25 protein-coding genes are annotated in these 24,485 nt (G+C 42.9%); 21 read left to right on the forward strand and 4 right to left on the reverse strand.

Annotated elements, in window-relative coordinates:
- Window positions 1–17 precede the first annotated feature (17 nt).
- The 10 genes from MKZ13_RS04860 to MKZ13_RS04905 all read left to right on the forward strand — a co-directional run bounded on the left by MKZ13_RS04860 (window position 18) and on the right by MKZ13_RS04905 (window position 11,074).
- The gene (locus MKZ13_RS04860; RefSeq protein WP_339182281.1) at window positions 18–1,010 is read left to right on the forward strand and encodes a DUF4183 domain-containing protein; all 993 of its coding nucleotides are present in this window, start codon (window positions 18–20) and stop codon (window positions 1,008–1,010) included.
- 82 nt (window positions 1,011–1,092) lie between these two features.
- Window positions 1,093–1,377 carry a DUF4183 domain-containing protein gene (locus MKZ13_RS04865; RefSeq protein ID WP_036606220.1) on the forward strand — a complete coding sequence of 95 codons (285 nt, stop codon included), beginning with the start codon at window positions 1,093–1,095 and terminating at the stop codon, window positions 1,375–1,377.
- Between the two features lie 256 nt (window positions 1,378–1,633).
- Window positions 1,634–2,794 carry a WXG100 family type VII secretion target gene (locus tag MKZ13_RS04870; protein ID WP_339182283.1) on the forward strand — a complete coding sequence of 387 codons (1,161 nt, stop codon included), beginning with the start codon at window positions 1,634–1,636 and terminating at the stop codon, window positions 2,792–2,794.
- An 18-nt stretch (window positions 2,795–2,812) separates the two neighbouring features.
- The gene (locus MKZ13_RS04875; RefSeq protein ID WP_221818887.1) at window positions 2,813–3,301 is read left to right on the forward strand and encodes a hypothetical protein; all 489 of its coding nucleotides are present in this window, start codon (window positions 2,813–2,815) and stop codon (window positions 3,299–3,301) included.
- Between the two features lie 87 nt (window positions 3,302–3,388).
- Window positions 3,389–4,051, forward strand: coding sequence for a hypothetical protein (locus tag MKZ13_RS04880; RefSeq protein WP_339182289.1), 663 nt, complete (start codon window positions 3,389–3,391; stop codon window positions 4,049–4,051).
- Between the two features lie 183 nt (window positions 4,052–4,234).
- Window positions 4,235–7,372: a DUF3427 domain-containing protein gene (locus MKZ13_RS04885; RefSeq protein WP_339182292.1), complete on the forward strand. Its 3,138-nt coding sequence runs from the start codon at window positions 4,235–4,237 to the stop codon at window positions 7,370–7,372.
- A 444-nt stretch (window positions 7,373–7,816) separates the two neighbouring features.
- Window positions 7,817–8,944 carry a hypothetical protein gene (locus MKZ13_RS04890; RefSeq protein ID WP_339182294.1) on the forward strand — a complete coding sequence of 376 codons (1,128 nt, stop codon included), beginning with the start codon at window positions 7,817–7,819 and terminating at the stop codon, window positions 8,942–8,944.
- A gap of 34 nt (window positions 8,945–8,978) precedes the next feature.
- Window positions 8,979–9,359 carry a hypothetical protein gene (locus MKZ13_RS04895; RefSeq protein WP_221818891.1) on the forward strand — a complete coding sequence of 127 codons (381 nt, stop codon included), beginning with the start codon at window positions 8,979–8,981 and terminating at the stop codon, window positions 9,357–9,359.
- 158 nt (window positions 9,360–9,517) lie between these two features.
- Window positions 9,518–9,970 carry a hypothetical protein gene (locus MKZ13_RS04900; RefSeq protein ID WP_339182297.1) on the forward strand — a complete coding sequence of 151 codons (453 nt, stop codon included), beginning with the start codon at window positions 9,518–9,520 and terminating at the stop codon, window positions 9,968–9,970.
- Window positions 9,971–10,339: 369 nt separating this feature from the next.
- A complete protein-coding gene (locus tag MKZ13_RS04905; protein WP_221818893.1) occupies window positions 10,340–11,074 on the forward strand; it encodes a restriction endonuclease in 735 nt (244 codons plus the stop codon).
- Window positions 11,075–11,154: 80 nt separating this feature from the next.
- Here MKZ13_RS04905 and MKZ13_RS04910 read toward each other — a convergent pair whose 3' ends face one another.
- Window positions 11,155–11,496, reverse strand: a complete 342-nt coding sequence (locus MKZ13_RS04910; RefSeq protein ID WP_076253421.1) for a helix-turn-helix transcriptional regulator — start codon at window positions 11,494–11,496, stop codon at window positions 11,155–11,157.
- Between the two features lie 141 nt (window positions 11,497–11,637).
- On the opposite strand from MKZ13_RS04910, the gene MKZ13_RS04915 reads away from it, so the two are divergent.
- The 9 genes from MKZ13_RS04915 to MKZ13_RS04955 all read left to right on the forward strand — a co-directional run bounded on the left by MKZ13_RS04915 (window position 11,638) and on the right by MKZ13_RS04955 (window position 19,304).
- A complete protein-coding gene (locus MKZ13_RS04915; protein ID WP_339182300.1) occupies window positions 11,638–12,153 on the forward strand; it encodes a HEPN domain-containing protein in 516 nt (171 codons plus the stop codon).
- 187 nt (window positions 12,154–12,340) lie between these two features.
- A complete protein-coding gene (locus MKZ13_RS04920; RefSeq protein ID WP_339182302.1) occupies window positions 12,341–12,571 on the forward strand; it encodes a hypothetical protein in 231 nt (76 codons plus the stop codon).
- Between the two features lie 160 nt (window positions 12,572–12,731).
- Complete coding sequence (locus tag MKZ13_RS04925; protein WP_339182304.1) at window positions 12,732–13,847, forward strand: WXG100 family type VII secretion target; 1,116 nt, start codon at window positions 12,732–12,734, stop codon at window positions 13,845–13,847.
- Window positions 13,848–13,859: 12 nt separating this feature from the next.
- A complete protein-coding gene (locus tag MKZ13_RS04930; RefSeq protein WP_339182306.1) occupies window positions 13,860–14,171 on the forward strand; it encodes a hypothetical protein in 312 nt (103 codons plus the stop codon).
- Window positions 14,172–14,266: 95 nt separating this feature from the next.
- A complete protein-coding gene (locus MKZ13_RS04935; RefSeq protein WP_339182309.1) occupies window positions 14,267–14,716 on the forward strand; it encodes a hypothetical protein in 450 nt (149 codons plus the stop codon).
- 47 nt (window positions 14,717–14,763) lie between these two features.
- On the forward strand, window positions 14,764–15,261 hold the full coding sequence (locus MKZ13_RS04940) for a hypothetical protein (RefSeq protein ID WP_221818898.1): 498 nt from the start codon (window positions 14,764–14,766) through the stop codon (window positions 15,259–15,261).
- Window positions 15,262–15,487: 226 nt separating this feature from the next.
- Window positions 15,488–15,814, forward strand: coding sequence for a nucleoside triphosphate pyrophosphohydrolase (locus MKZ13_RS04945; RefSeq protein ID WP_339182312.1), 327 nt, complete (start codon window positions 15,488–15,490; stop codon window positions 15,812–15,814).
- Window positions 15,798–18,242 (forward strand): DEAD/DEAH box helicase family protein, encoded by a 2,445-nt coding sequence (locus MKZ13_RS04950; RefSeq protein ID WP_339182316.1) that lies wholly within the window; start codon window positions 15,798–15,800, stop codon window positions 18,240–18,242. The genes MKZ13_RS04945 and MKZ13_RS04950 overlap by 17 nt, the downstream gene beginning before the upstream one ends.
- Before the next feature lie 462 nt (window positions 18,243–18,704).
- On the forward strand, window positions 18,705–19,304 hold the full coding sequence (locus tag MKZ13_RS04955) for a hypothetical protein (protein WP_339182318.1): 600 nt from the start codon (window positions 18,705–18,707) through the stop codon (window positions 19,302–19,304).
- A gap of 147 nt (window positions 19,305–19,451) precedes the next feature.
- Here the strand turns inward: MKZ13_RS04955 and MKZ13_RS04960 are convergent, their stop codons facing one another.
- The 3 genes from MKZ13_RS04960 to MKZ13_RS04970 are packed head-to-tail and all read right to left on the reverse strand — an operon-like array spanning window position 19,452 to window position 22,457.
- A complete protein-coding gene (locus MKZ13_RS04960) occupies window positions 19,452–20,240 on the reverse strand; it encodes a MerR family transcriptional regulator (RefSeq protein WP_339182320.1) in 789 nt (262 codons plus the stop codon).
- A complete protein-coding gene (locus MKZ13_RS04965) occupies window positions 20,215–21,141 on the reverse strand; it encodes a DUF2268 domain-containing protein (protein WP_339182323.1) in 927 nt (308 codons plus the stop codon). The genes MKZ13_RS04960 and MKZ13_RS04965 overlap by 26 nt, the downstream gene beginning before the upstream one ends.
- Window positions 21,142–21,200: 59 nt before the next feature.
- Window positions 21,201–22,457, reverse strand: a complete 1,257-nt coding sequence (locus tag MKZ13_RS04970; RefSeq protein ID WP_339182326.1) for an MFS transporter — start codon at window positions 22,455–22,457, stop codon at window positions 21,201–21,203.
- A 276-nt stretch (window positions 22,458–22,733) separates the two neighbouring features.
- Between MKZ13_RS04970 and MKZ13_RS04975 the strand changes: the two genes are divergently transcribed.
- Window positions 22,734–24,032: a galactokinase family protein gene (locus MKZ13_RS04975; RefSeq protein WP_339182328.1), complete on the forward strand. Its 1,299-nt coding sequence runs from the start codon at window positions 22,734–22,736 to the stop codon at window positions 24,030–24,032.
- A gap of 166 nt (window positions 24,033–24,198) precedes the next feature.
- Complete coding sequence (locus MKZ13_RS04980; RefSeq protein WP_221818905.1) at window positions 24,199–24,480, forward strand: hypothetical protein; 282 nt, start codon at window positions 24,199–24,201, stop codon at window positions 24,478–24,480.
- The last annotated feature ends 5 nt before the right edge of the window (window positions 24,481–24,485 follow it).

Here is a 24,485-nt window from a genome sequence, read left to right on the forward strand (position 1 = left end):
CATTAAGATCACAGAAAATGGCCCGTGACAAAAAAGTCATTGCATTACCGAGAGGGGGAGGCAGCAACCCGGTATGTTGTGAGCCTACTCCCCTGCTCGCTCCGTTGAGACAACATGAATTGGAGACTGTGAGCTTCCCTGGAACGAAAGGTGTGCCCGGTGCCCAAGGCCCCGCAGGCCCTCATGGCGGGCCGGGACAAGTGGGGCTTCCCGGAGCGCAGGGTCCCGCTGGTCCTCAAGGTGAACCGGGTCAAGCGGGGCTTCCTGGAGTGCAAGGTCTCGTTGGTCATCACGGCGGGCTGGGTCAACCGGGGCTTCCCGGAGCGCAAGGCCCCGCAGGACCTCAAGGTGAGCCGGGTCAACCCGGAGTTCCCGGGGCGCAAGGTCCGGCAGGTCCTCAGGGTGAGCCGGGTCAACCCGGAGTTCCCGGAGCGCAGGGTCCTGCAGGTCCTCAGGGTGAACCGGGTCAACCCGGAGTTCCCGGAGCGCAGGGTCCTGCAGGTCCTCAGGGTGAACCGGGTCAAGCGGGATTTCCTGGAGCGCAGGGTCCCGCAGGTCCTCAGGGTGAGCCGGGTCAACAAGGGCTTCCTGGAGCGCAAGGTCCTACAGGGCCTCAAGGTGAGCCAGGTCAACCGGGAGTTCCCGGAGTCCAAGGACCAACGGGTCCCCCAGGTGAGCAAGGTCCGCCGGGCACCGTGCCCGGAATTGAAATCATTCCTACGGCAAACCGTTACTTCTATTTTCCGGACACCGATCTGGATTTGTCGACCTCAGTTATAATTCCTGCCACAGAATTCACAAATGACGATGGCGACAGCATAACCGAATTTGCTGGGGTTGGACTTACTAGTTTCAACAATCTTTATATAAACGGGATTGTACAACCAGGAAACTCATACAGTGTAAGTGCGGAGAGGTTGTTTTTTTCGTCACAAAACGGTGTGATCTTTGCAGGGACACCTATCACTATCGAGATAATTATAATAACAGCCAATATTATAAATGGTTAAAATTGGATTTAGTTGCTGGTTCCTTTGCCTTCACTACTCCCAAACCTACCACATATACTATGTTAGGTAGGAGGTGAGAAACATGCCACTTGTGACACCATTTCAGAACAGTTTAAGATTTGTTGCAACCATTGGTGATGGGACCGGCACTGGAGCAACGTTTGCCATTGCTGCGACTGCCTTTACAAACGACGCTGGTGTAGCTGCAACCGCATTTCCAGGCACCTACAACTACTACAATCTTTATATTAATGGCCTTATGCAAACAGCAGATACATCCTCGGCTACGACGACTACAATTACAATTCCCGGTGGAGATGCATTAAATGATGGGACTCCAATTGTCGTACAATTTGTAGTGTCTTAAAGAAGATTTAATCCTACTGTATCGTTATCTTTTGCGACTTCTATCTGTGATAGAAGTCGTTCTTTTTGTACAAGATACCCAGTCGACTCAACGGCATTCATCCATGCATTAATGTGCAAAAATAGTTACCCAAGGATGTTGCCCAACGACCGGATAACCTCTGAGGAAATGATCCTTCCGTTTGATTCCAATCCTCCTTCTTACTTGTTAAAATTTAGGTACATAAACTAAGGTCAGGTTGGCGGGTGATAAGGAAATGCAGCGAATCGAGGTACATCCCGATCTATTGGAGGAAAAGGCCCGGTTGGTCCAACAGAAGAAACAGGAACTGGAGCGAATGGTCTGGGAACTGGAGAAATCCATCTATATGTTGCAATCCGATTGGTCGGGTGTGACAGGAGAGCGTTTCTTCTGGGATTTTATGCAGGTGAAAGAAGTGTTCCCGACTACACTCGGGCTGTTGGACGAAATCCAGAAAGAGTTTACGTTTATCGCCATGAACTTCAGAACAACGGACGGCTCAGGTGAGGTTGCGCTGTATATTCCAGAAGAACTAAAGCGAAATTTCGCTGTAGGGCTTCTCGATAAATCAGTAGGAGAAACATTAACAGGAATGGGCCAGACGGCAGAAGCTTTCTTCGAGAACCCGTTCAGTACATTAAGCAGTGTGGCATATGCCATGACAGTGGGCAAAGTTGTGGACGTTGGGCGTGGTATTCAGTTTGCATGGGACACCGCTTGGGGTACGGGAACGGCGAGGTCGGATATAGAGCAATTTGTAGAAGAGCAGAAGAAGCAGATTGATGAGAGTGGTGCAGGGTATTACGGTGGAGCGATGACGGGACAGGCCCTAGCGTATGTTTTGTTTGGCAGAGCTTTTCGTTCGAAGGACGACATTGGATCTGGGGGATCAGGGGGAGATAAGAAGGAGCCTCAAAAGGGAATTGACAGTCCCAGAGATCTAATAAAGCCAAGTGAATCACCTAATCCAGAGGCCTTACCAAGTGGAGCGAGAACAAAAATTCCAAATAATGCGGATAAGGCGACTAAACAGTCTTTAGAATTAGAAAATGATGCTGCTGATCAATTGGCGAGAAGTGGATATCGGATTGAACAGAACCCTAAAGTTTTAGATAGTGATGGAATTGATTCCAAAAGAGATCCCGATTTTAGAATTGAAGGGCGTATATTTGATTGTTATGCACCAACTGAAAATAAAGGTATTAGAGGTATTTGGAGTGAGGTTCAAGAAAAGGTTGTGATTAAACAACAAACCAAGAATGTGGTGATTAATTTAACAAAGTGGTCTGGAGATGATTCTGCGTTGCTTAAGCAATTTAAAGAATGGGAAATCCAAGGTTTAGAAGAAGTTATCGCAATCAAAAAGGACGGTAAGATCATATCAGTATTCCCTTAAAGTAGAGGAGACAAGTTTATGGAATATTCACTGAAGTTGAATGGAAAACAAGATCCTTTATGGTTGAAAAGATTAATTGAAAGTAAGAGTTTTGAAGTGAATTATATGAACCGACAACACAATGCATTGTTCATTCATGAGTTTGATCTAAGCGGTGGTTTGAAAATAACTGCTTATGATAATATTTTCCCGGCTGATCATCCAGCAGCTTCTTATGAAACTATGTTTCAAGAAGAGGATTTTATGTATCAACAAACCATATCTTTTGAATTGGAGAATAATCAACAATATGAATTATGGTATAAAACAATGTACGAAATTTCCTTTTATGTTATCGGATCACTCAAAGTAGATGGAGTATTCTATCACACATCTGGAGAAGAGATATTTTTCTATAAAAACGGAACGTATACGTTCAACGTAACATATCTTGAATTACTCCAAACGCATTACGGAGAACTTCTTGAAAATATTGAGTATTCAATTTTTAAGAAACCTCACAACTGAATTACAGATAAATAATGTATAAAGGCACTTCTACCAGACAAATGTAGAGGTGCTTCTTACTATAAAATCTTAGGAGAACAAATTGCCATGATTTTAAAGAAACGCTTCGTAATGATTGGATGCTGTATTGGCTTAGCATTATTACTTGTTCTAACCTATAGCTTTTATAAAGAAAAAAGAATGTATGAACAGTATCTAACGATGAATGTACGACAAGATATGGTTGATATGAAAAGTACAATTATAAATAATGATATTTTGTTTGATCGAATACTTGAGAATGAGCAAATAACAAACGAGATGGTTGAGGATGGAGAACAAGCCAGCCAGCTCTATTACAACTTTACAAATATGACGCAGATTATAGATAAGTATAACTTGATGAATCTAAATTTCAGTGAAGAAGCTAACTGGCTGGTAATACCCGGATCTTTATTCACAAACGATCTAGGTCAAGATGATGTAATGCCACCTACACTTCACCGCATGCGAATGACGTTCGAGAGACTGGACATAACCAGTTATCCTGTAACACCTGAACTTAAAGCCAGGATCGAGGAGTATCAGCAGTTAAACCAGCGATGGCTGAACATTGTTGGGGATTTTGAATCCAAGGAAACTAACGAGAAGGACTGGCCCCAAATCTTGAATGATTTGGAGCAAGGAACTCAAGCTTATTTTAGTGAAAAAAAGGTTGGCTTCGTAGATGATGACGTTTGGAGAGATGCTTTGAATCCAAGATACGAATGATAAACAAGAGTGCTCCTGCCATTCATAGGCAATAGAGAGTGCTCATTTTTTTATATACAAACAACTAATGAATTTTTTCCCATGCTGGACGATAATAGAGTAGAGACCATATTTACCAATACCAAGCATGTAATGAAGTCACGTACATATCCACAACCATCCTACACCCACACGAGGTACATCATGAAACAAGGTATATATGAACAGCTTATCAACACAATCACCAGACATGAGATTTCGGCGCTGGACCCGGATGTGTATAACATTGGGACCGAGAAGTTGGATGCAGAGGAAGCACGTAAACTGCTGTCCACGTATTTGGCGGCGGTGACCCGGCGAGCGCTTAAGATTGTGCGGGAGCAGACAGAAGATAAGACAGCAGTGTTGGCGCAGATTCGAACGTGTAATGAGATTATTGCTACTCTGAAAGGCACACTGGGGGAAGAAGAGTACAATGAATTGCAACTGGACGAGCAGGGGGAAGTGCTGACCCATGTGTATTCCAAGCTGAACAGCATTCGTGCGGTCCGGGATACCAAAATCGTTCGTCCAGATACGCCGATCTCCCAAAGCTCTTTGTTCACAGGTGCGAAGTCCGAACCGAGTATGTTACTGGAGCTGCAAAAGGAGATCGTGACAGCCGATCGGATCGACTGGTTGGTGTCATTTATCAAGTTCAGCGGGCTTCGCCTGTTGCTGGAACAGCTCCAGCAATTTACGGCGGGTGGCGGGAAGCTGCGGATCATCACAACTACATACATGGAAGTAACCGACCTGAAGGCCATCACTGAACTTAGCAAATTACCTAACACAGAGATCCAGATTTCGTATGATACCAAAGTGACTCGGCTGCACGCCAAAACGTACATTTTTCACCGTGATACTGGATTCACCACAGCCTATGTCGGCTCCTCTAACCTATCCAACCCGGCGCTGACCAGCGGTATGGAGTGGAACCTCAAGGTGACGGAGAAGGATTCACTCGATGTGCTGCGCAAGATTGAAGCGACCTTCGAGAGTTACTGGAATGACCGTGAATTCACGCGGTATGTAGCTGAAGATGAAAGCCATGAGGCACAGTTGAAGGCGGCTCTGAATCGTAAAAAAGATCAGTTCAACCACTTTCACCTCGACATCCAGCCATACGATTACCAAAAGGAAGTGCTGGAACAGCTGGACGCTGAGCGTACGCTGTATGGAAGAACCCGCAACCTGATCGTCGCCGCCACAGGTGTTGGCAAAACGGTCATCTCTGCCTTCGACTACAAACGATTCCGTGCAAGCCATGCGGGAGCCAAGCTTCTTTTTGTCGCCCATCGGGAAGAAATCTTGAAGCAAAGCCGGGACACGTTCCGGTATATCCTGAAGGATATGAACTTTGGCGAGCTGCATGTCGGGAATCACCGAGCAGAGGCGCTGGATCACCTGTTTGTTAGTATTCAGAGTTTTAACTCCATGAAGCTGACGGAGATCACCAGCCCAGACTATTACGATTACATCATTGTGGATGAATTCCACCATGCCGCTGCACCTTCGTACCAGAAGCTGTTGTCCCACTACGAACCGAAGATCTTGCTGGGACTCACAGCGACCCCGGAACGGATGGATGGCAAAGACATTACCGCCTACTTCGATCATACGATTGCCGCCGAGATCCGTCTAACCGATGCAATTGACCGGAAGTTACTGAGTCCTTTTCAATATTTTGGCGTCACCGATACTGTCGATCTATCTCAGGTGAAGTGGTCGCGTAAAGGCTACGACCTGAATGAACTAGAGAAGCTCTATACCCATAACAAAATCCGTGCCAACCAGATCATCCAAAGTCTGAACAAATACGTAACCGATCTGGACGATGTGAAGGGGCTTGGTTTCTGCGTAGGGGTGGATCATGCGATGTATATGGCCAAAATATTTAACGAAGCCGGCATTCCATCCACGGCCCTACATGGCGGGTCGAACGAACAGGAGCGTCATTCTGCGAAAGGACAGCTGGTAAACGGGGAACTGCGTATGATCTTTGTCGTGGATCTGTACAATGAGGGCGTGGATATCCCTGAGGTGAACACCATCCTGTTCCTGCGTCCTACCGAGAGTCTGACCGTATTCCTGCAACAGTTGGGACGTGGACTACGGATGGCGGAGGGCAAAGAGTGCCTGACCGTGCTCGACTTCATCGGGCAAGCGCATCAGGAGTACAGGTTCCAGGACAAGTTCCGCTCCCTGATCGGCGCCACCAAACATTCCATCTCGCACTATGTCGAGAACGGGTTCTCGAACCTGCCTCGCGGCACGTTCATTCAGTTGGAGAAACAGGCGAAAGATTACATCATGCGCAACCTCAAGCAAATGAGTCGTAATCGCAGAGCGTTGATCCAGCAGCTGCAAACGTTCCAGCAAGACACCGGACTGCCACTGACCTTGGCTCATTTTGTAGAGCATCACGGGATGTCACTGGTTGAATTGTATGGTGGACGTACGGGCAAAAGGTATTTCCGTGGCATGTTGGCCGAAGCTGGATTAACAGCACCCATTGAAGATGGACACGAGGAATATATCCGCAGACTGCCATCTGTGCTTACAATTAACTCCCGAAGCTGGCTAACGTTCCTGATCGACTATATTGAAAAAGGGAAAGAACCGACCAACGCTGATGAACAGCGCATGTTGATTATGTTCTATTACACTTTCCACCGGGCCGCGCCTGAGAAACTAGGGTTGAGCAGCATCGAAGAGGGTGTGCAACGTGTGCTGTCTTGTGAAGCATTCCGAGCAGAGCTTGTGGATATTTTCAAATATAATCGGGCTCATCTGCGATTTGTGGATAAAAGCAATTCGTTCCCGTACACTTGTCCACTGGATATCCACTGTATGTACTCCATCGACCAAGTGCTTGCCGCCTTCGGTTATTGGAATGCTCAGCAATCCCCCGCCTTCCGTGAAGGCGTGAAGTATTTTGCCGATGAACAGACGGATATTTTCTTCATTACACTGAACAAATCGGACAAAGATTTCTCACCATCCACATTGTATGAGGATTATGCGATTAACGAGCGTTTGTTCCACTGGCAGACACAGAGCCGAGTGTCAGAGCGTACGGCTACGGCGCAGCGTTATATTCAGCATCGCGAGACAGGCAATCGGATTGCCCTTTTCGTGCGGGAGTATAAGGAGGAGCATAGCTATACGTCTCCATTTGTTTTCTTGGGCGAAGCGGATTATGTAAGTCACGAGGGGAATAAGCCGATGAGCTTTGTATGGCGACTCCGGGAAGAGATGCCTGCGAAGATGGTAGCGGTGGCGAATAAGTGTATTGTTTGAATTAGTAGAGGGTAAAGCCTGCTGTAGGTAGCAGGTTTTTGTTTGAATTTTATTCATATGAAAGTTCTTGATTATTTGAAAAGAAAATGTCGAATTATCTGGAATAGGATATTCAGACTATTCATTCAAAAGTCATATTAAGAATCATTAATTCAGGGTCTTTTTCCTCATTTTTAATGATAACCGTTGCGAAGTAAACCTGGAATTAGTAATATTCATGTGTGTTATAAGAATGATGGCTCACTAGAAATAATTCGTCTAACAATTCATATTTACTCTTTATCAATACTATATGTCTTTATAAGATTGACAAGTTTAATGATTTGGAAGTTGAAGAGAGTAATTAAACGGCGAATTTCAAATGTGGGCTAAGATTCTCTTAAGCTGGCCAGCATACAAAATTAGAGAGTTTCTGTATTTTTTATTTTTCAGGAGGTTTATCCAATGAGAAAAAGTATAATGTTTTTGGCTGTGATTTTGCTTGTTACTCTGTTTCCTAAGTCAACATATGCTGCAACTGATGATCAATTTACAATAAAGAATGTATATGAATATAACAATGAAACGTATGATAAAATTAAACAGTATGATCATTTAAACGTGGAACTGTTGTCAGATAATAGCTTATCCATGGTTTTGGATACAGGAGAAGAAATTTTAAATGTGACTGATATTGCTTATGAAATGAACTATGATAACGAATCGAATACAACTTTAATTTCTGCTAGTGGGATGTTGCAAAATGGTAAATCTTTTGTATTGAAGTTAGGTTACGATCAGAAGGAGAACGCTAACGGAGACATTATTATTACATCCACTTCAGAGGGAAATGAATTTCCTGATGAGACCTTTATTCATTTCAATAATAATGAATGGATTTCTTTAAAGGAGATGCATGAAGGAATTCAGACTAATGAACAGCCAAGAGAAGTTCCTTCTGTGATCGGACCAATGGCTGCTGCTAATTTGCCTGTTGTTAAGTCGTCTAAATACGGTAAATATACGTTCTCGAACGTACAGTGGAATACAACGAATTTGATGTCAAATAACGATAATAACATGCAAATTAAATTCCAACCTTTGTTTTCTAATCTGGCAACTTGGAAAGCACCGAATGGGAGTACAGGTCAGCTCATTAAGAAACAATCCGACATCCATACGATTTTAACTCGTTATGAATCTTACGATGTTAATTCGACATATGCTATTGCATACACCAGACCTATTGTTAAGACGTCGAGTCAGCGCTCCATTCCAATTGCTATATCCTATGCAGGAATAGGAACTGAAATCCAGATCCCTATTGGTTCGAGTAACACAAGTAATGAGGGAAACCCTGCTAGATGGGATCTAAAAAGTATGTCCATTCCGCTTCAAAATTCAAGTGGTAGAGACCTAGATAAATATACAATACAAGGTGTCACAAGCATTACAGGTAAAGGTAAGAATGTGAAAATTCAAGCAGGCGTATATGTTAAAATCGGAGCATTTTATTCCTTTGGCAATAAGCCTGCTCAATGGACTACATTTACAGATACTTACACACATGATATAACTGCTAAAGTTCAATAATTACCTTAACGAGCTTTAGCTCTAAGGAGGAAATATGAAGAAACTCTTGCTTTTGGCATTGCTAGTTACATTGATTACTGGTTGCAGTTCAAATGATCGAGAAAAGGCAATAGATTATCTTGTGAAGAATCAAACCAATGATGTGACTGTCATCGTTTTTGGAGATAAGCCATCTGAGCGTTCCTACATCATAGATTTGCAAAAGGATCTCCAATTCATCAATGAGAACTTGAGAACAGATAATCCTATTGCGAATGTGAGCTATATTGATATTAGTGAGAAGCAACAGTATAATTTCGAGGAGATTTTCGAGATCCAAACTTATCCACATGTCATTGTATTTGAAAAGAATCAGATCGTCTTAGAAGCACAAACACCGGATGAGATTGTTCGCTTCTACGAGAAAGAAAAGTAGAATTATCTAAACCTTGCAGGGCAAATGCCTTTCAAGGTTTTTTATTTAACCAAGTTTTGTTAGTAGGGGTTGATAAGTGTATTGTATGAATAGCAAAAGTAAGGGCTTATTGTTAGATAAGGTGTTTTGTTTGAAAAATAGTGGAAATAAGTGGATTAATGCTTGATAATGATTCTATAAGCCTGATTCTCTTTCAATTATCTAGTCCATTAGACTTATATGTAGAAATTAAGATAAATAAGGAAGGTGATAAAGACATGGAAAGTGATGAAGTACATTACTCAAGTAATAAAAGTGGAAATTATAAATTTTGGATCTTAATTGGATTTATATTGATTTTGCTTGCCGTGACAAATCCAAGCAAAGACGATTTTGTTAAGTGGGTCGTAAACTCTTCAGTAGAAGAGTCAGATAATGAATGGGTTAGTACAGGGATCAATTTGTTTGGGAGCTCAGTTGTAAGTGGCGTTACTACGCAACAAGATCTAATATTTGTTTCAATTTTAAAATGGAGCTTGGAACAGAAACAACTTCTACATTGGGTTTCGGAAAACGCTTCTTTATTAGACTTCCTTAATTCTGAAGAAATGAAATTACTGCTATACAGCTGATTGAATAGGAAAATAAAACGATGAAGCATTTATTTGTCATAATGTTGATCATAGTTATTACAGGCTGTGATTCTAGTAACGATCTGACTAACAAAGAAAATACTATAACTACTGAGTCAAGTACATATGAGAGTGTTGAAAAATGAGAAAAGCAATGTGGAGTGGACCACATATCAAAACAGCAGCTTCAGCTTCAGTATTAGTTATCCTGGATGTCTGATGATGAAATTGAATACAACTACTACGTTAAAGTATCAAAAGATTTTTTTGATGAAAACGAAAAAACTATACTTCGTATTGCTAAAAGTATGAAAGCCATTAAAAAGGTAAATCGGTTATATTTTTATAAGTTCTAAGGAGAATAAGTGAATGAATGAAATAATATGGCTCGTTATTGGTGTTGTTACATTATCAGTTGTTGCTGGACTATTACAGCCTTCTAAAAAGAAAAAAAGAAAAAAGTCCAACCCACGGAAGAAACAGACTACTAAAAAAACTGTGAGTAGTAGATTTAATCGTGCTTCCTCTACGTGTAGATCAGACGAAGTGATTCTAACTTTACCACTAGATAAAATGACCGGAGCAGAGTTCGAACGTTTACTTACACTCTATTTTAGAGACAACGGTTATACCGTAAAAGAAGTTGGCGTTGGGGGTAAAGATGGAGGAGTAGATCTGGTTATTACGGATAAGCGCGGTGAAAAAACAGCAGTCCAAGCCAAATGTTATGCCGATCATAATAAGGTGCAAGTAATGACTGTTCGTGAGCTGGTAGGTGCGAAAAGGAATCATGACTGTATTTTGTCTCTAATCGTGACCACATCTGATCTTACGGGTCCAGCAAGAAAAGAAGCCGATCAATTCAAAGTGGATTATTGGCACGGTGGTTTAGTAGACAGCAAGCTTCGCAGTTGGGGTAAATGGGTGCCATCCAATAGAAAAATGAAAATTGCACCGATTAAGAACGAGCAAGCGTCATCTAAGACATTATCTAATATCAAATGTAGTTGTGGTTCTTTAATGGTTAAACGTAAGAATAAAGCTGGGGCGGAATTTTGGGGATGTAGTAGCTACCCTACTTGTAGAAGAACGAAAGCTATCTGAATGACCTCAATAAAATGACGGTGAAACAAAGGCGAAGCAGCTTGTAAGCTGCCTTGCCTTTGTTATTTTTATGTTCAAGATCACTTTAATATTTCTCGTATCACATTTTTGGTTAGTTGAATACTGTCAGGGGAGGCATCTCTTAACATTTCTAAAATCTCCTGTATAACTACTTCTGACTCTGTGAAATGAAAATCCTCGTCTACATAAGCGAAAAGCTGTATTAAGTTTACTTCAAGTGACTCAGCGATCTTTGCCAGGTTCACCAAAGAAACATTCTTTTCTCCACGTTCGATCTGTCCTATGTATGAAAAATGAAATCCACCTTTTTCTCCGAGGGATTCCTGTGAATACCCTCTTTCTTTGCGTAGTGCGCGAATTCTGGCTCCGACTAGCTTCAAAACTTCTCTGTCCTCGTTCATGGTATTCACCTCTCTATGTTCAAAAGTGTAGACAAGTTTCCTCAAGGTAAACACCAAACGAAAAATACAAATCGTTTATTTGATTACTATATGTATCATTTTATTGTATAATACTGGTATTAACTCTTTGGAGGGATGACAATGGCAAGAAATTGGTCCATAACCGAAGCACATTGTAATCACCAAGTAGATTTTACCCCACGTTTGCAAGACCATGATATCTCCACACAATCTAGGTCCAAACATATTCCTGCTTACCATATGCTACGTACCACAATAATGGGCTATCACCAACATGCTATGTATCATCTCCAACTTGCCGCCATCATGTGTAATCACAATCAGTTTAAAGCCTGCCTAATTCTATGTGATTGGGCTCTAGCCTCCATGATTAAGGCGCTTTATATCCATAAGTATCATTCAGTTCATCCACCCAAAGAACTCACCATGAATGAAATCTTGCCTTTAGTGCATACGGAGACTGAACCCGGACTAGATATTGCCTTGTTCATCGGCACGATGCAACATATGTCATCCCAAGCGGATTACCCATATGACCAGCCACTAGAACCGAACAATATCGAAAAGCTTATTCAACGAACAGAAGAGATATTGGATGATTTATCTGCACGTATGATGAAGGATTCATCAGAGTAAGATGTTTTTTTAATTGATCATTTGGGTTAAATGTTTGATTTATCTGTGTTACGCTTACAAGATGACATCATCCAAATAAAGGGTATATGATGCAGAGATTACAAAGGATGCTCTTTGCTTTGCATCTGGAAAGTAGGTGTACATTTTGAAAAGAGTAATTGCTATCGCGTTTTTCATATTATCTATAATGGAATTGGTTACATTAATCCTAATTGGTAAAAGCATGATGATTGGATACATGGAACCGAGTACGTTTAGAGGGATAATTTCATTCCCACTAGGCGCTACGTACCTCTCGATCTGGATGTTCTTTTCACGGCAAGAGTTTACCGGAGGACGAGTCGCGGCACAGATCAGTTTTACAGCGGCATTGTTGACGGCGTGCCCGTTGGTGTGTTTGTTAATTATTTTCTATTAAATCAAGAGATTAAGAAGATTTCCTTTAAATTAGGATCTATGAAGTACGTTGTTGGAAATATTGTTATGGTGGGAAAGGAAAAATCAGGATGTTAGAAGGATGTATATACATCAAGCTTCTGCTAACATGGTAAAATCCTATTTCAAACGCGGAGAATGATATGAGTACAATTAAAGTAACACCAGAGCAGCTGCTGCATGTATCCAGACAAATCGAGCAGGGTAGGCAGCAGTTGGAGGGTATACGTAATGACCTGATCGCACGGATCGGATTCATCCAGTCTCAGTGGGCGGGAGCAACGCAAGAACGGTTTTTCTATGATTTTCAGCAGTCACGTTCTGTACTGGATCGAGCACTGGAAAGTATGGTTATGTCATCCCAAGATATGTTCGCGATTGCTGAGAGATTCAAACAAGCGGATCAGGAACAGGTGAGCTTGGGAGCCATTGCTGGACAGATTGCTGCCCTTACAATGATGAACCATAATATAGGTAACACAGAAGAACAAAGACGAATGGTATATAATCCTTTGTTTGGAGTTAACATGCCTGCGAGTGAAGCAGAGGATGGTATGCCAGGGCAAAAAGAGTTTGTTAAGTATTGGGAAAATGGTGGCAGTTATGAAGAAATGAGAGCTGGACCTAAGCAACCGGAGTCTGGTGGTGGGGATCTATATGATGAACAGATTATTGCGTTTAAGGAAGGTCGTCATCCCATAACTGGAGAATCCATACCAGCATGGCAAGCAGCAGTTTCTATAGGAGGTTTACAGACTGCTAAGCTCGTATTGGCTTTTACTGGAATGTATAATAAGGGTTATAAGGTTCCGAAAGAAGGATTAGCACTCCCAAAAGGTATGATTGGTGGAAGAATTACAGTAAGTAATGAAAGAATTCACCATGCTTCACTTGGAGATTTTAATTCTAAAAATAGATTGATCAATGGTGGTCACGGTCAAGATAATATTAATTACCTACTTAAAAATAAGATCCCATTTAACATTGCTAAAGAATATGAAAATGGTGTACGGGTTGGTAATATACCTAATCACAAAAATAAAGCAAAGCGAAGTGGAGAGGGCCAAGCATGGTTCCCTAAGGAGTGGACATCGGAAGATATCAAAAAGTCAGGTGAGCATGTAGCAAATCTGCCTGAGAATAGAATTAAGGGTGACGGTGAATGGATGTTTGGAAACTATAATAACGTTAGAGTAGGCGTAATCAAGAACGATGGACAGATCGGAACGATTACTCCAGATAATTCAAGACAACCGTGAGGAGAATAAAACTTGGTAGACTACAGTGAAAAAGTTATCTCATTAATAAAGAAAAGAAAAGATTTACACCCTGACGATCCAGCTATTCAAACGATATGGAATGAGATGGTAGACATTCTAAAAGTGAACGAGCAAAGTGCCATATCATTTCTAAATCAATGTGGAGAAAAAGATTTATATTGGCTGAGTGAGATATTTGAAGATCTATCTTCTGAATTCCAAAGTCGAGCATTTATAGATTGTCTTCTTCAATTGCAAAAGAAGTATCCTGATCTGGATATGGAGCAAGACATAGAATATGCGATCCAATCAATGGAGGATTAATAATAAGATCATTGAAAGTAATCAGGAAAACATAGTTTTCAACAAATGAATAAACGGACTCTCAAGTGGGTGGCATGGTGTCAAAAAGTATTTATATGAAGAACAAAGAAGAGGTGCTTGCACCGGAACTTATGGCGTATACCTTGGCCAAATTAGGTTCGTATGAATGGAATAGAACAGAGATGTATAATCCGAATCGGATATATGAGAAACCTGCGGGTTTTTATTTTAGATTCCACAACGCTGATCAGCTTTACGAGGAATTAAAGCATTGTATTCAGCACTTTAAGGGTAACCTTGAGTGGACGATCTATGTAAGTCCTTCAACCAAAAATAAAAATTATGTCATTGAGCCTGCTGATGTATACCATGCGAAACAAACTGAGGCATATCAGGTGAATTTGGAACTTGAAGAAGTGCTTCAAGATTCATATAAAGAAATCTGTGAGCAAGCGCTTCAAGACATCCCATTGTTATGTAACCATATTGAGCAATGGTTTGAGTTGGAACATAAGCAACTACATCCGCCTACAATACCGAATTGAAAACATTGGGAAAATGAAAGAATTATATGATGTAAGAAGGTTTGGATATGGAAAGTTTAGAAATTATTTTGATTGATTTTAACAAAAATAATCTAGATCGATTCATTAAGAATGATTTGAACATTCAGTTGGATCATATCAAAAGTTCTCACTTTTATGATAACCGTAGTGAAAACGATATTGAATTTCAGCAAATAGAGAGCCTTGAAGAGATTCTTTCTCCTAAGGGAACGGGGAATATATTATTGTCTCAGCTTTACCTGGGTCATACCTTTAACGACGTGATGATTGTATTTTCATTCGATGAGGAATCTGGAGATATCGTTATGAATTTTCCTGAAGAGGAGTTGTTCAGCGGAGAAAATTCAGAGACAACGTTAAATGCTCAGAAGTTAATAGAGTATATTCTTGATATTATGAAGAAGTATGCAATTGAAAAAGTTAGAATCGGTTATGAACCAGCTATGGATGATGACACTTGTTTGGTTGAGATTGATAAAGAAACAACGAATATGAATGCTATTGTCTCAAAACTGTTGGCTTAGAATCCTTCTGAACCAGAGTTTGTTGCAAAATAATTAGACATTAATAATGGCAGAAAGCCCATTTCAACTCGAATACGAGTAGTCATGGGCTATTTTTATCTCCTCAATCCAATCCACTACTTTACAAAATCACCCATCCCTCCCCATAGCAAATGGTATAATGGCAAAAAGGGAGATTCTTGCGCAAGGCTCGAAGGCTCTCACAGCAGAAAGGATGTTATACCACATGCCTACATACAACAAATTGGTGCGGGACAAGATTCCGCATATTATCACATCCAGTGGTAAGGAATGCCGGACGCGCATTCTGGACCTGGAGGAGTATAAGCAAGAACTAAGAACGAAGCTGCAAGAAGAATCGGATGAGTACGTAAATGCAGCGAGTGATCAGGAAGCCCTAGAAGAACTGGCTGACATGCTGGAGGTGATCCGGGCGCTGGCGGGGGTGCATGGAGCGAATGCAGCACAGTTGGATAAGCTGCGGGCGGACAAGGCCGAGGAGCGCGGTGGATTCCAGGAACGGGTGTATCTGATCGATGTCGACGAAGCTTAATGTTAAACTCATTACAGATAACTTGGCAGACGAACTCATTTCCCGGATGCAGCATGCGTCCGGGATTTATATTATGACTTCCTTTATTATGCAGTCTGGTGTGAAGCTGCTTGCTCCGCATTTGAAACGGGCAGCAGAACGTGGAGCAGAGGTACGAATGCTCGCAGGAGATTATCTGTATATCACACAGCCGGAAGGTTTGCGGGCGCTCTGTGAGGTTGATTCACGAATTGAGACACGTCTGTGGCGAAGTATGGGTACTTCTTTTCATCCAAAAGCGTATCTGTTCGATCATGACAATGGGGAAGGACTGCTGATCGTTGGTTCGTCGAACTTTTCGTTCACGGCGCTGAAGACAGGGTATGAATGGAATCTGGCGATGAATGCGGAGGCGGAGCCATATACGTTTCAGTCAGCTTTGGACAAGTTCATGCAGAGCTTCTACCACGAGACAACCTTGCCGGTGAACTCGGATTCGATTGCGCTGTATGAGGAAGAGTATCTCAAATATCACCAGAAGAACCCGGAGATGATCCAGCGGATCACGGAGATGGAAGAAGCGGAGTTTGGCACAGGTCTACCTGAGGACAAAGAGGAAGAAACCGCCACCGAGCTGTCGCTTGCCCCGATCCAGCCGCGCTTTGCGCAGTTGGATGCGCTTGAAGCACTCCATGGCACGATGGAGGAGCAGTACGACAAGGCGATGGTCATCATGGCGACCGGGCTTGGCAAAACGTATCTGGCGGGCTTCTTCGCGCAGCGGTTCAAGCGGGTGTTGTTTGTGGCGCATCGGGAAGAGATTTTGTTCCAGGCAAAGAAGTCTTTTCAACGGATCATGCCCGAGCGCAGTCATGGGATATATAACGGAGAGTACAAGGATGGAACCGCGGATTGTGTGTATGCTTCGATCTTTACGCTGAGTATGCAGAAGCACCGGGATGGATTTGCGGTGGATGCCTTTGATCTGATTGTGGTGGATGAGTTCCATCATGCGGCGGCGAAGACGTACATGTTGGTGATTGAGCATTTTCAGACTAAGTTCCTTCTGGGCATCACGGCTACCCCGGATCGGCTGGATGGCAAGGATGTGTATGCGCTCTGTGATGGGAATGTGGCTTACCAGATGCATTTTATTGAAGCGATCCGGCGAGGTTGGCTGGCGCCATTTCAATATTATGGAGTATTCGACGATACGGACTATTCGCAGATCCGCTGGATCGGGACGAAGTATGATGAAGAACAGCTCATGGCTGTTCAGTTGCAAGAGGAGCATGTGGAGACGATCTATGCGGCCTGGCTGCGGCACAAGCAGACGAGAACGATTGGATTTTGCTCATCGATCCGGCAGGCGGACTATTTGGCTGCGTATTTTCGCAGTCAGGGGGTGAAGGTGCTCAGTCTACATTCGCGCACATCGGAGATGTCCCGGGAGGAAGCCATTCGCCAGCTTGATGCGGGTGAACTGGAGGTTGTGTTGACGGTGGATCTGTTCAATGAAGGAACGGATATTCCACGTGTGGACACGCTTCTCTTTGTGCGTCCAACGGAGTCACTCACCGTGTTCACCCAGCAGGTGGGGCGTGGTCTAAGGTTAGCGGAGGGCAAATCACATTGTGTTATCATCGACCTGATCGGAAACTACCGAAATGCGGATGTGAAGCTGAGTTTGCTGGATGTGCGCGGGGAGCTGGAGGGAACGGCAAAGGTCCGAGATTCGGCTGTGCCGGAAGTTCCGGCTAACTGTGGGATTCATCTGGAGACTCGAGTGGTGAACCTACTTCAGGAGCTAAGCCGCAAACGGCTGCCGCGCCGCGAGAAGTTGCATCAGGATTTTCTGGATGTGAAACGAGAGTTGGGGCGTATTCCGACGTATCTGGAGCTGCATTTGATGGGACGTTCGAAGAGTATCGGGTACCGGAACGAATTTGGCTCCTATGTTGGGTTTCTCTATTGGGCGGAGCTACTGTCCCCGGTTGAGGGAGAGGTGTACGTTCGGCATGAGGCGTGGCTGCGTGATGTGGAGAAGACACTCATGAACAAAAGCTACAAAATGATCGTGCTGCTGTACATGCTGGAGCGAGGTGAAGCCCACTGGATGGACCCGATCACACCGGGGGAGATGGCAAGGTTCTTCCATACGTATCTGACGGAGAAGGAGTACCGGAAACGGAAGGACTTTTCGGACAAAGGCAAACTTGCGCTATGGGAATGGAATGAGAAGACGGCAACGCGGATTGAGAAACTGATTATCGACATGCCGATGTCTATGTGGAGTGGGGCGAAGGGTAGTATGACCCGTTTCGAGGATGGCATGTTCTCGCTGAATGTAAAAGTGCAGGATAGAGAGGAACAGGCAGTGTTATATCGCTGGACACGGGATATATGTCTGTATCGGCTGCATACGTATTTTGAGCGAGGAAGTTATTGATAAGTAGCGAGAAGAAGTTCTTATACAGTCAGTCAAATTGAAATTTTACTTGGCAAATAAAAATTTACCAAGCAGAAAAAACAAAAAGCGTACCAGTGGAATAGCGGTACGCTTTTTGCTTACTTGAAATTAACTTTTTGTAGTTCACTTATATTATTCGAATAGGGAAACTGTCTAATAATTGAAGAGAGATCGAACAACAAATATATCAATATAAAAAGATTAGATATTATTAATATTAAAAGAGGGTTTTATTATAATTTATTGAATAATATATAATATATGGAAGTGGTATCGTCATAAGGAGGTGAACTATTTAGACCTATTTTTTATTAAAAAGTAGATTGTGCCAGAAACTAGTCCAGCTAAGATAAGAAGGCTAACAACGAGAATAAGAATATTATTCCACACAATGTGCATTGTCGAAACCCCTTTCATAATAATTTTTAGGAGGTATTTAAAGTGAAGAAGATCAGTATGTTATTGACATTATTCTTGGTTTCAATATCCATTTCCGTTCTTTTTACTAATTCAGCCCACGCAAGTACAGGTGAGGAAGATACAGCCTTAAAAATACAAAATATACTAGATAAGTATGAAGTGAACGAACCATTTTCTGACGAAGATACACAATATTTAAAAGAAAACTCAGATTTAAACAATAATATAACATATATTCAAAATAAAGGGGACGTATCAGTCTTTTCGGTCTCAAAGAAATTTTTCACAGGTAACAATAAAACATTAGCTTTAACTGGTTATGTAGAATACGATAACGGATTCGGTAAAAATAGTTGGAATTTCTATATGGACGCATGGGACACAGCTGGCATAAAAAGAAACATCCGAGCAGAAGTTAAAATTGATTGTGTAGGTATTGTAAATTTTGAAACTGGAGCAATAGGTAAAATCTATAACAATACAGTAAGCCAGACATCGTCTGGCAAAGTGGATTTCCTTACCTTAAATAAGTCTGATTCATTCACAGGCCTACCTATGTTTGTTTATTATTATCCAAAGGCTACATTTGACGGAGTTGATCTAGTTGGTGAATTCAGATAAAAACATTTCTAGAAATTAAAATATTCATCAACAAACCCATGGCTAAGGTGCTCTAGCCATGGGTTTGTTAGATACATCATCTACATAATTGGGCGTTAAGTTTATATTACAGTTGTTCCGTGTTTTTTCTGTGCGTTCTTTCGGAGGTCATCTAACATCTTTCACAGTTGATATGACCCCACCCTCCACATGGACCATAATCGCCTGATACAAAAACCTCAAAAAATCCCCATCACCAAACTGATCAAAATAACCCGCATAGCGGCGATCCGTCGTATAGGCTTCTGCAATACACCTCAGAATCTCAGCATCACAGACCATAAACTGTTCCAGACAACTTTTCCATTCACGTACTAACGCTTGTACCTCACCAGAATCAGGAGACAGATCCTGATATTTAGCCAATTCCCGAAATACCTGCTCCATGTTGACCGAGAACTGCTGGTAGGCTTTTTCTTGCTCTTCCGCAGACAGTTGATTCACATTGGCTTCGAACTCCTGATATTTCTCGGTATCTCCATATATAAACTTCGCCTCGGATTCATATTGTTCTTGGATGGGCAGAATGGAAGAGTCGTCAAATAGATTAAGATGAGAGATATCCGTCCCATCTACATACTCATCCAATTGATGGATGATGGTTTCGAGCTTTTGTTTGCGTTGAACGAGTGTGCTGCGGTGCTTTCTTAGGATCTCTTTCTGTTCTTCTTTGGAAAGTTGCATCATGGCCGCAATGTCTTTCAAGGAGAAATTCATTTCTTTGAACAGAAGAATCATCTGCAGATTCCCCAGTGCCTCTTGATCGTAATACCGATAGCCATTGTCCTCGACTTTGCTCGGTTTCAATAGATCCGTTTTATCGTAATAATGTAATGCGCGTTTGGTGATTCCAGTGATCTGAATGATATCTTTAACGGTGAAATAGGGTGTCTTCATTCCAAAAGTCCTTTGTTTCAGCAAGAATGACACTTGCCGGAGTGATAGTTGCTTCGGTAATCGGTGTACCTGTTTTGTTCAGATAATATTGGATTAAGTGATAACCGCAAGAATAGCCAGCCGCATAGGGCATACCTACGGGTGTGAAGTTTTGCATGATGGCCAGTTCATCGCCGTATAGATAGGGATTAATCTGGTCAAAACCGGTGACATGCAGCTGGTCTTTCATCTTTGGTTTGATAACGTTATTCAGAGTCTCCATATCCGTTTTGGCTACCCAAGGGCCTAGCAACTCTTCTCCATACAGGGATGTCGCAAAGCTCTCAGCCAACCCCTCGCTAACAACCATCTCGCCAAGCGTAATCTGTGGATTCCACTGGATATATTGATATCTCACGTTATGATTGCATTCATGGGCTAACACGGATTGCATACGAGGTAGAGTATAGCTATTGGGGATCAGGTTCGCAATAATATAACCCGGGATTCCACCATCTCCGCTGATGCCTTCGTTCATCATGAGTGAAGGGCTGTTCTTGTCGCCTAATAAAATCGTGTATAGATATTCGGAGACCGATAGCTCAATCCCGTGATCTGTAAAGGTGGATAGACTCGTACGAACAGCTTCATGACACTGTTGCCAAAATGTTTCAGACGAAATCGCTGCTAACGATGCGTTAATTTCAGGTGTAATATCTGCTGGAGCGATATTCATAAAGTTATTCATCATGATCACGTCGAAGCCGTGAGGTTCTTGAGAGCGAAACGGAATCTGTTGAATGTACCATTTGTTCATGAATGGACTCATCATGTGCTCGCGGTATAACTCCAATTTCTCATCGGGTGCAGCCTGGATGATCTCCTCATAGATTTGATCTGAACGTAACGCGGTAATCTTCATCCTTAATCTCCCCTTCTTATTAGCTTGAGATCATTATCAAGTATGACCTAACGTAACAGTCAAGCGTTGATGTTACGCTGCTGGCTCTCAGAATGATTCTGCATCTTCATTGCGAATATCAGACCAGACAGGATATAGATCAGGCTTAACAAGAGATAAGGGAGTTGCAGCGAGAATACGCGGTCGAACGTCGTTTCACTAACCCGCACCAATAATCCGCCGAGAAGCGTACCAATGGCACTAATGCCAAAGGTTAGAAAGCGAAACACACTTCCAACCCGGCCAAGCATCTCATTAGGAACGGAACGTTGCAGGATGGAGGAACGGGTAACATTGTAGACAATGATGAAAAATGCAGCACAGAAGTACAGACTACCTACCATATACGCATTTGTGGTTAGACCCACCACACCGTAGATAATTCCCATGCACAAAATGGAGGAGGTGATCAATTGTTTTGTACTCCATTTCTTGCGCATATAAGCAACAGCTTGGCTCCCTACAATGCTACCAATGGTTGCAATGGAGATGAGAATACCGAATGCAAAAGCATCCAACTGAAGCACATCTCGTACAAAAAAGATCTGAGTAGCCAGAATGATCGAATACATCAGCGTAATGGTGACAGACAGAATCGCTAGTCCGCGGAGAAAACGATCATGATAGACATATTGAATACCGGACCACATCTCGCGTTTCCAATTCTTCATCGGGCGAGTTTCCTTCTTGGTTGTTTCCGTATCCCCTGGGTAGAAGTTTCCCTTCAAACTGATCAAAAAGAGCAGAGCAATAACAGCCGTTACAGCGTCTATGGCAAAAGGAAAAACAATATGCAGGGTTATGATAAATCCTCCCAGAGCAACGCCCAGAATATCACTCGTGATTAACTGTCCCGCGGTGAATTGCCCGTTCGCTTTCTCCAATTTACTTTCATCTACAAGTTGTGGGATGACCGTCTGCACTGTACTGTCGAATACGACTCGGCTAAGGCCAATTCCAAACATGAACGGAGCCAGAATCGGAATGCTCACCCATCCTCCCCAGATGCATAACGTCAGAGCAAGTAGAAGGATCATTCGAGTAAAGCCTGCCCCAATCAGCATATGTTTGCGTGAGTAACGGTCGATGAGGACACCCACGGGTAGACTGAAGAGAAGCCAGGGTAAACGAAGTGCCGTCATCGTGACGGAGGCATACAGCGTATCGCTCGTAAGGGTTGATATGAGCCAAGGAACCGCAGCCAGTGTAAGTCCATCACCCAAAAATGTAAGCGAAAATGCACCGAATAACTTGGTATAGTTCGACTTGATTTTCATCGTTCCCTCCACCAATAAGATGTATAGCATAGCAACATTGAGGTTGGAAAATAATGTGTTTTCACTTAAATCAAATTTAAGTTATTGTAAAATGGTTTTCAATCCTATTTTTACAATAAATAACTTCACAAAACGCTTACAAACTTTCAATTCTACCCTACCTTTTCAGCTACGAAGCTGAGATAATGGGAGAGGAATAAGGCATGAAACAGACACAACAACCATGTTCACCAACAGTCTAAAAATAACAGCTGCATATCCATAGGAGGATTATGAATGACGACACAACCATTGAATCTGATCCAATCCACGGAGGGCCAAGCGTTGCTTGCCCAAATGTATGGACAATCACAAGTAGAGGAACAGACCGCACGTTACACAAAGCTGAACGCAACGTTTGAAGAGTACTTTGGCGCGCAAGAGGGAAGCAAGTTGTTCAGCGCAGCAGGACGCAGCGAGATTGGCGGCAATCATACGGATCATAACCATGGTAAAGTGCTGGCAGGCAGCATTACGCTGGATACGATTGCAGTGGCAGCACCAACTGCGGATTCCGTTATTACGTTTTACTCAGAAGGTTATGACAAGAAATATGTAATCGATCTCACGAATCTTACGCCAAATACGGAAGACGATGGCACAACTGCATTAATTCGTGGTATGGCTGCGGGATTTGGAGAATTCGGATATAAGGTAGGCGGCTTCCAGGCGTACCTCTCAAGTAATGTGTTCTCGGCATCAGGAGTGAGTTCCTCGGCATCATTTGAGATGCTGATCTGTACGATTTTGAATCATTTCTATAACGATGGAGCACTGGATGTTGTAACCTTGGCCAAAATTGGTCAGTATGCGGAGAATCACTATTGGAACAAACCTTCCGGTCTGCTGGATCAGATGGCTTGTGCGTACGGCGGACTCATTGCTATTGATTTTGAAAATCCTGCACAGCCAGTCATCGAGCCTGTTCAGTGGGATTTCCAACAAAACGGCTACTCATTGGTCATTGTGAATACGGGCGGTAACCACGCTGATCTGACAGAAGATTACGCTGCTGTGCCATATGAGATGAGAGCGGTTGCTCAGGCACTGGGCAGTGAGTATGTTCGGGAAATTACTGCAGACGCCATCTATGCCAACCTCAAGAAGGTTCGTGAAGCTGCTGGGGATCGTGCCGTGCTGCGTGCGCTTCATTTCCTGGAGGAAAACAATCGTGTCGATGGTCAGGTTCAGGCGTTGCGTGATGGACGTTTTGCTGATTTCTTGAAACTGATTACGGCGTCTGGTAACTCGTCATGGAAGTGGTTGCAGAATGTATATCAGAGTGGTGCTGTGAAGGAACAAGAGATTGGCATCGCGCTGGCACTGACCGAGAATTATCTGCAAAACCTGGGTGATGGCGCTTGTCGTATTCATGGTGGTGGATTCGCAGGGGTTATTCTGACGATCCTTCCAAACGAAAAAGTAGAAGAGTATATGTCATGGATGCACGACATGCTGGAAACGCCAATCATTGTCGTTAATGTGCGTGCACAAGGCGCAGTATGTCTGAATGCATTGATCGCTAACGCGGGCTAAATAGCACTCAGTTAAATAGTTCTAACATGATTCTGCGAAGTCCGGGCTATGCCCGGGCTTTTTGGGTTGTTCATTTTTTTTTAAAACTTCAAACCTTGAAGGTCTGTATTGTGTTATCTAAGTAGTGGCTATATCTCAATAATGTTCTTATGGGAGGAAGGGTCAGATGAGTACACCTACAGTGGCTGGTCAGGAAGAGGCTCAATTATACGAGGAGTTGCGGCGTGCGATCGATGAATTCGAAGAGGGTGAGCAGCGCCAAATAGTTCTGAGTCGGATGATCAAACAGCTCAGGTTCGCCAAGTGGCGCAAAGATCGAATGCGCAAGGTTGATGCATACTGTCAAAAGATCAAACCCGTGACACTTTGGATCATCTTAGCCACAGGTGCACTTGCACCAGTCCTGTTATTTAGCATGTTCATCTGGGTATCTCTATGGGTAGAGTAGTGGAC

This window comes from Paenibacillus sp. FSL R5-0701 (genome assembly GCF_037973995.1).
Classification (GTDB): domain Bacteria; phylum Bacillota; class Bacilli; order Paenibacillales; family Paenibacillaceae; genus Paenibacillus.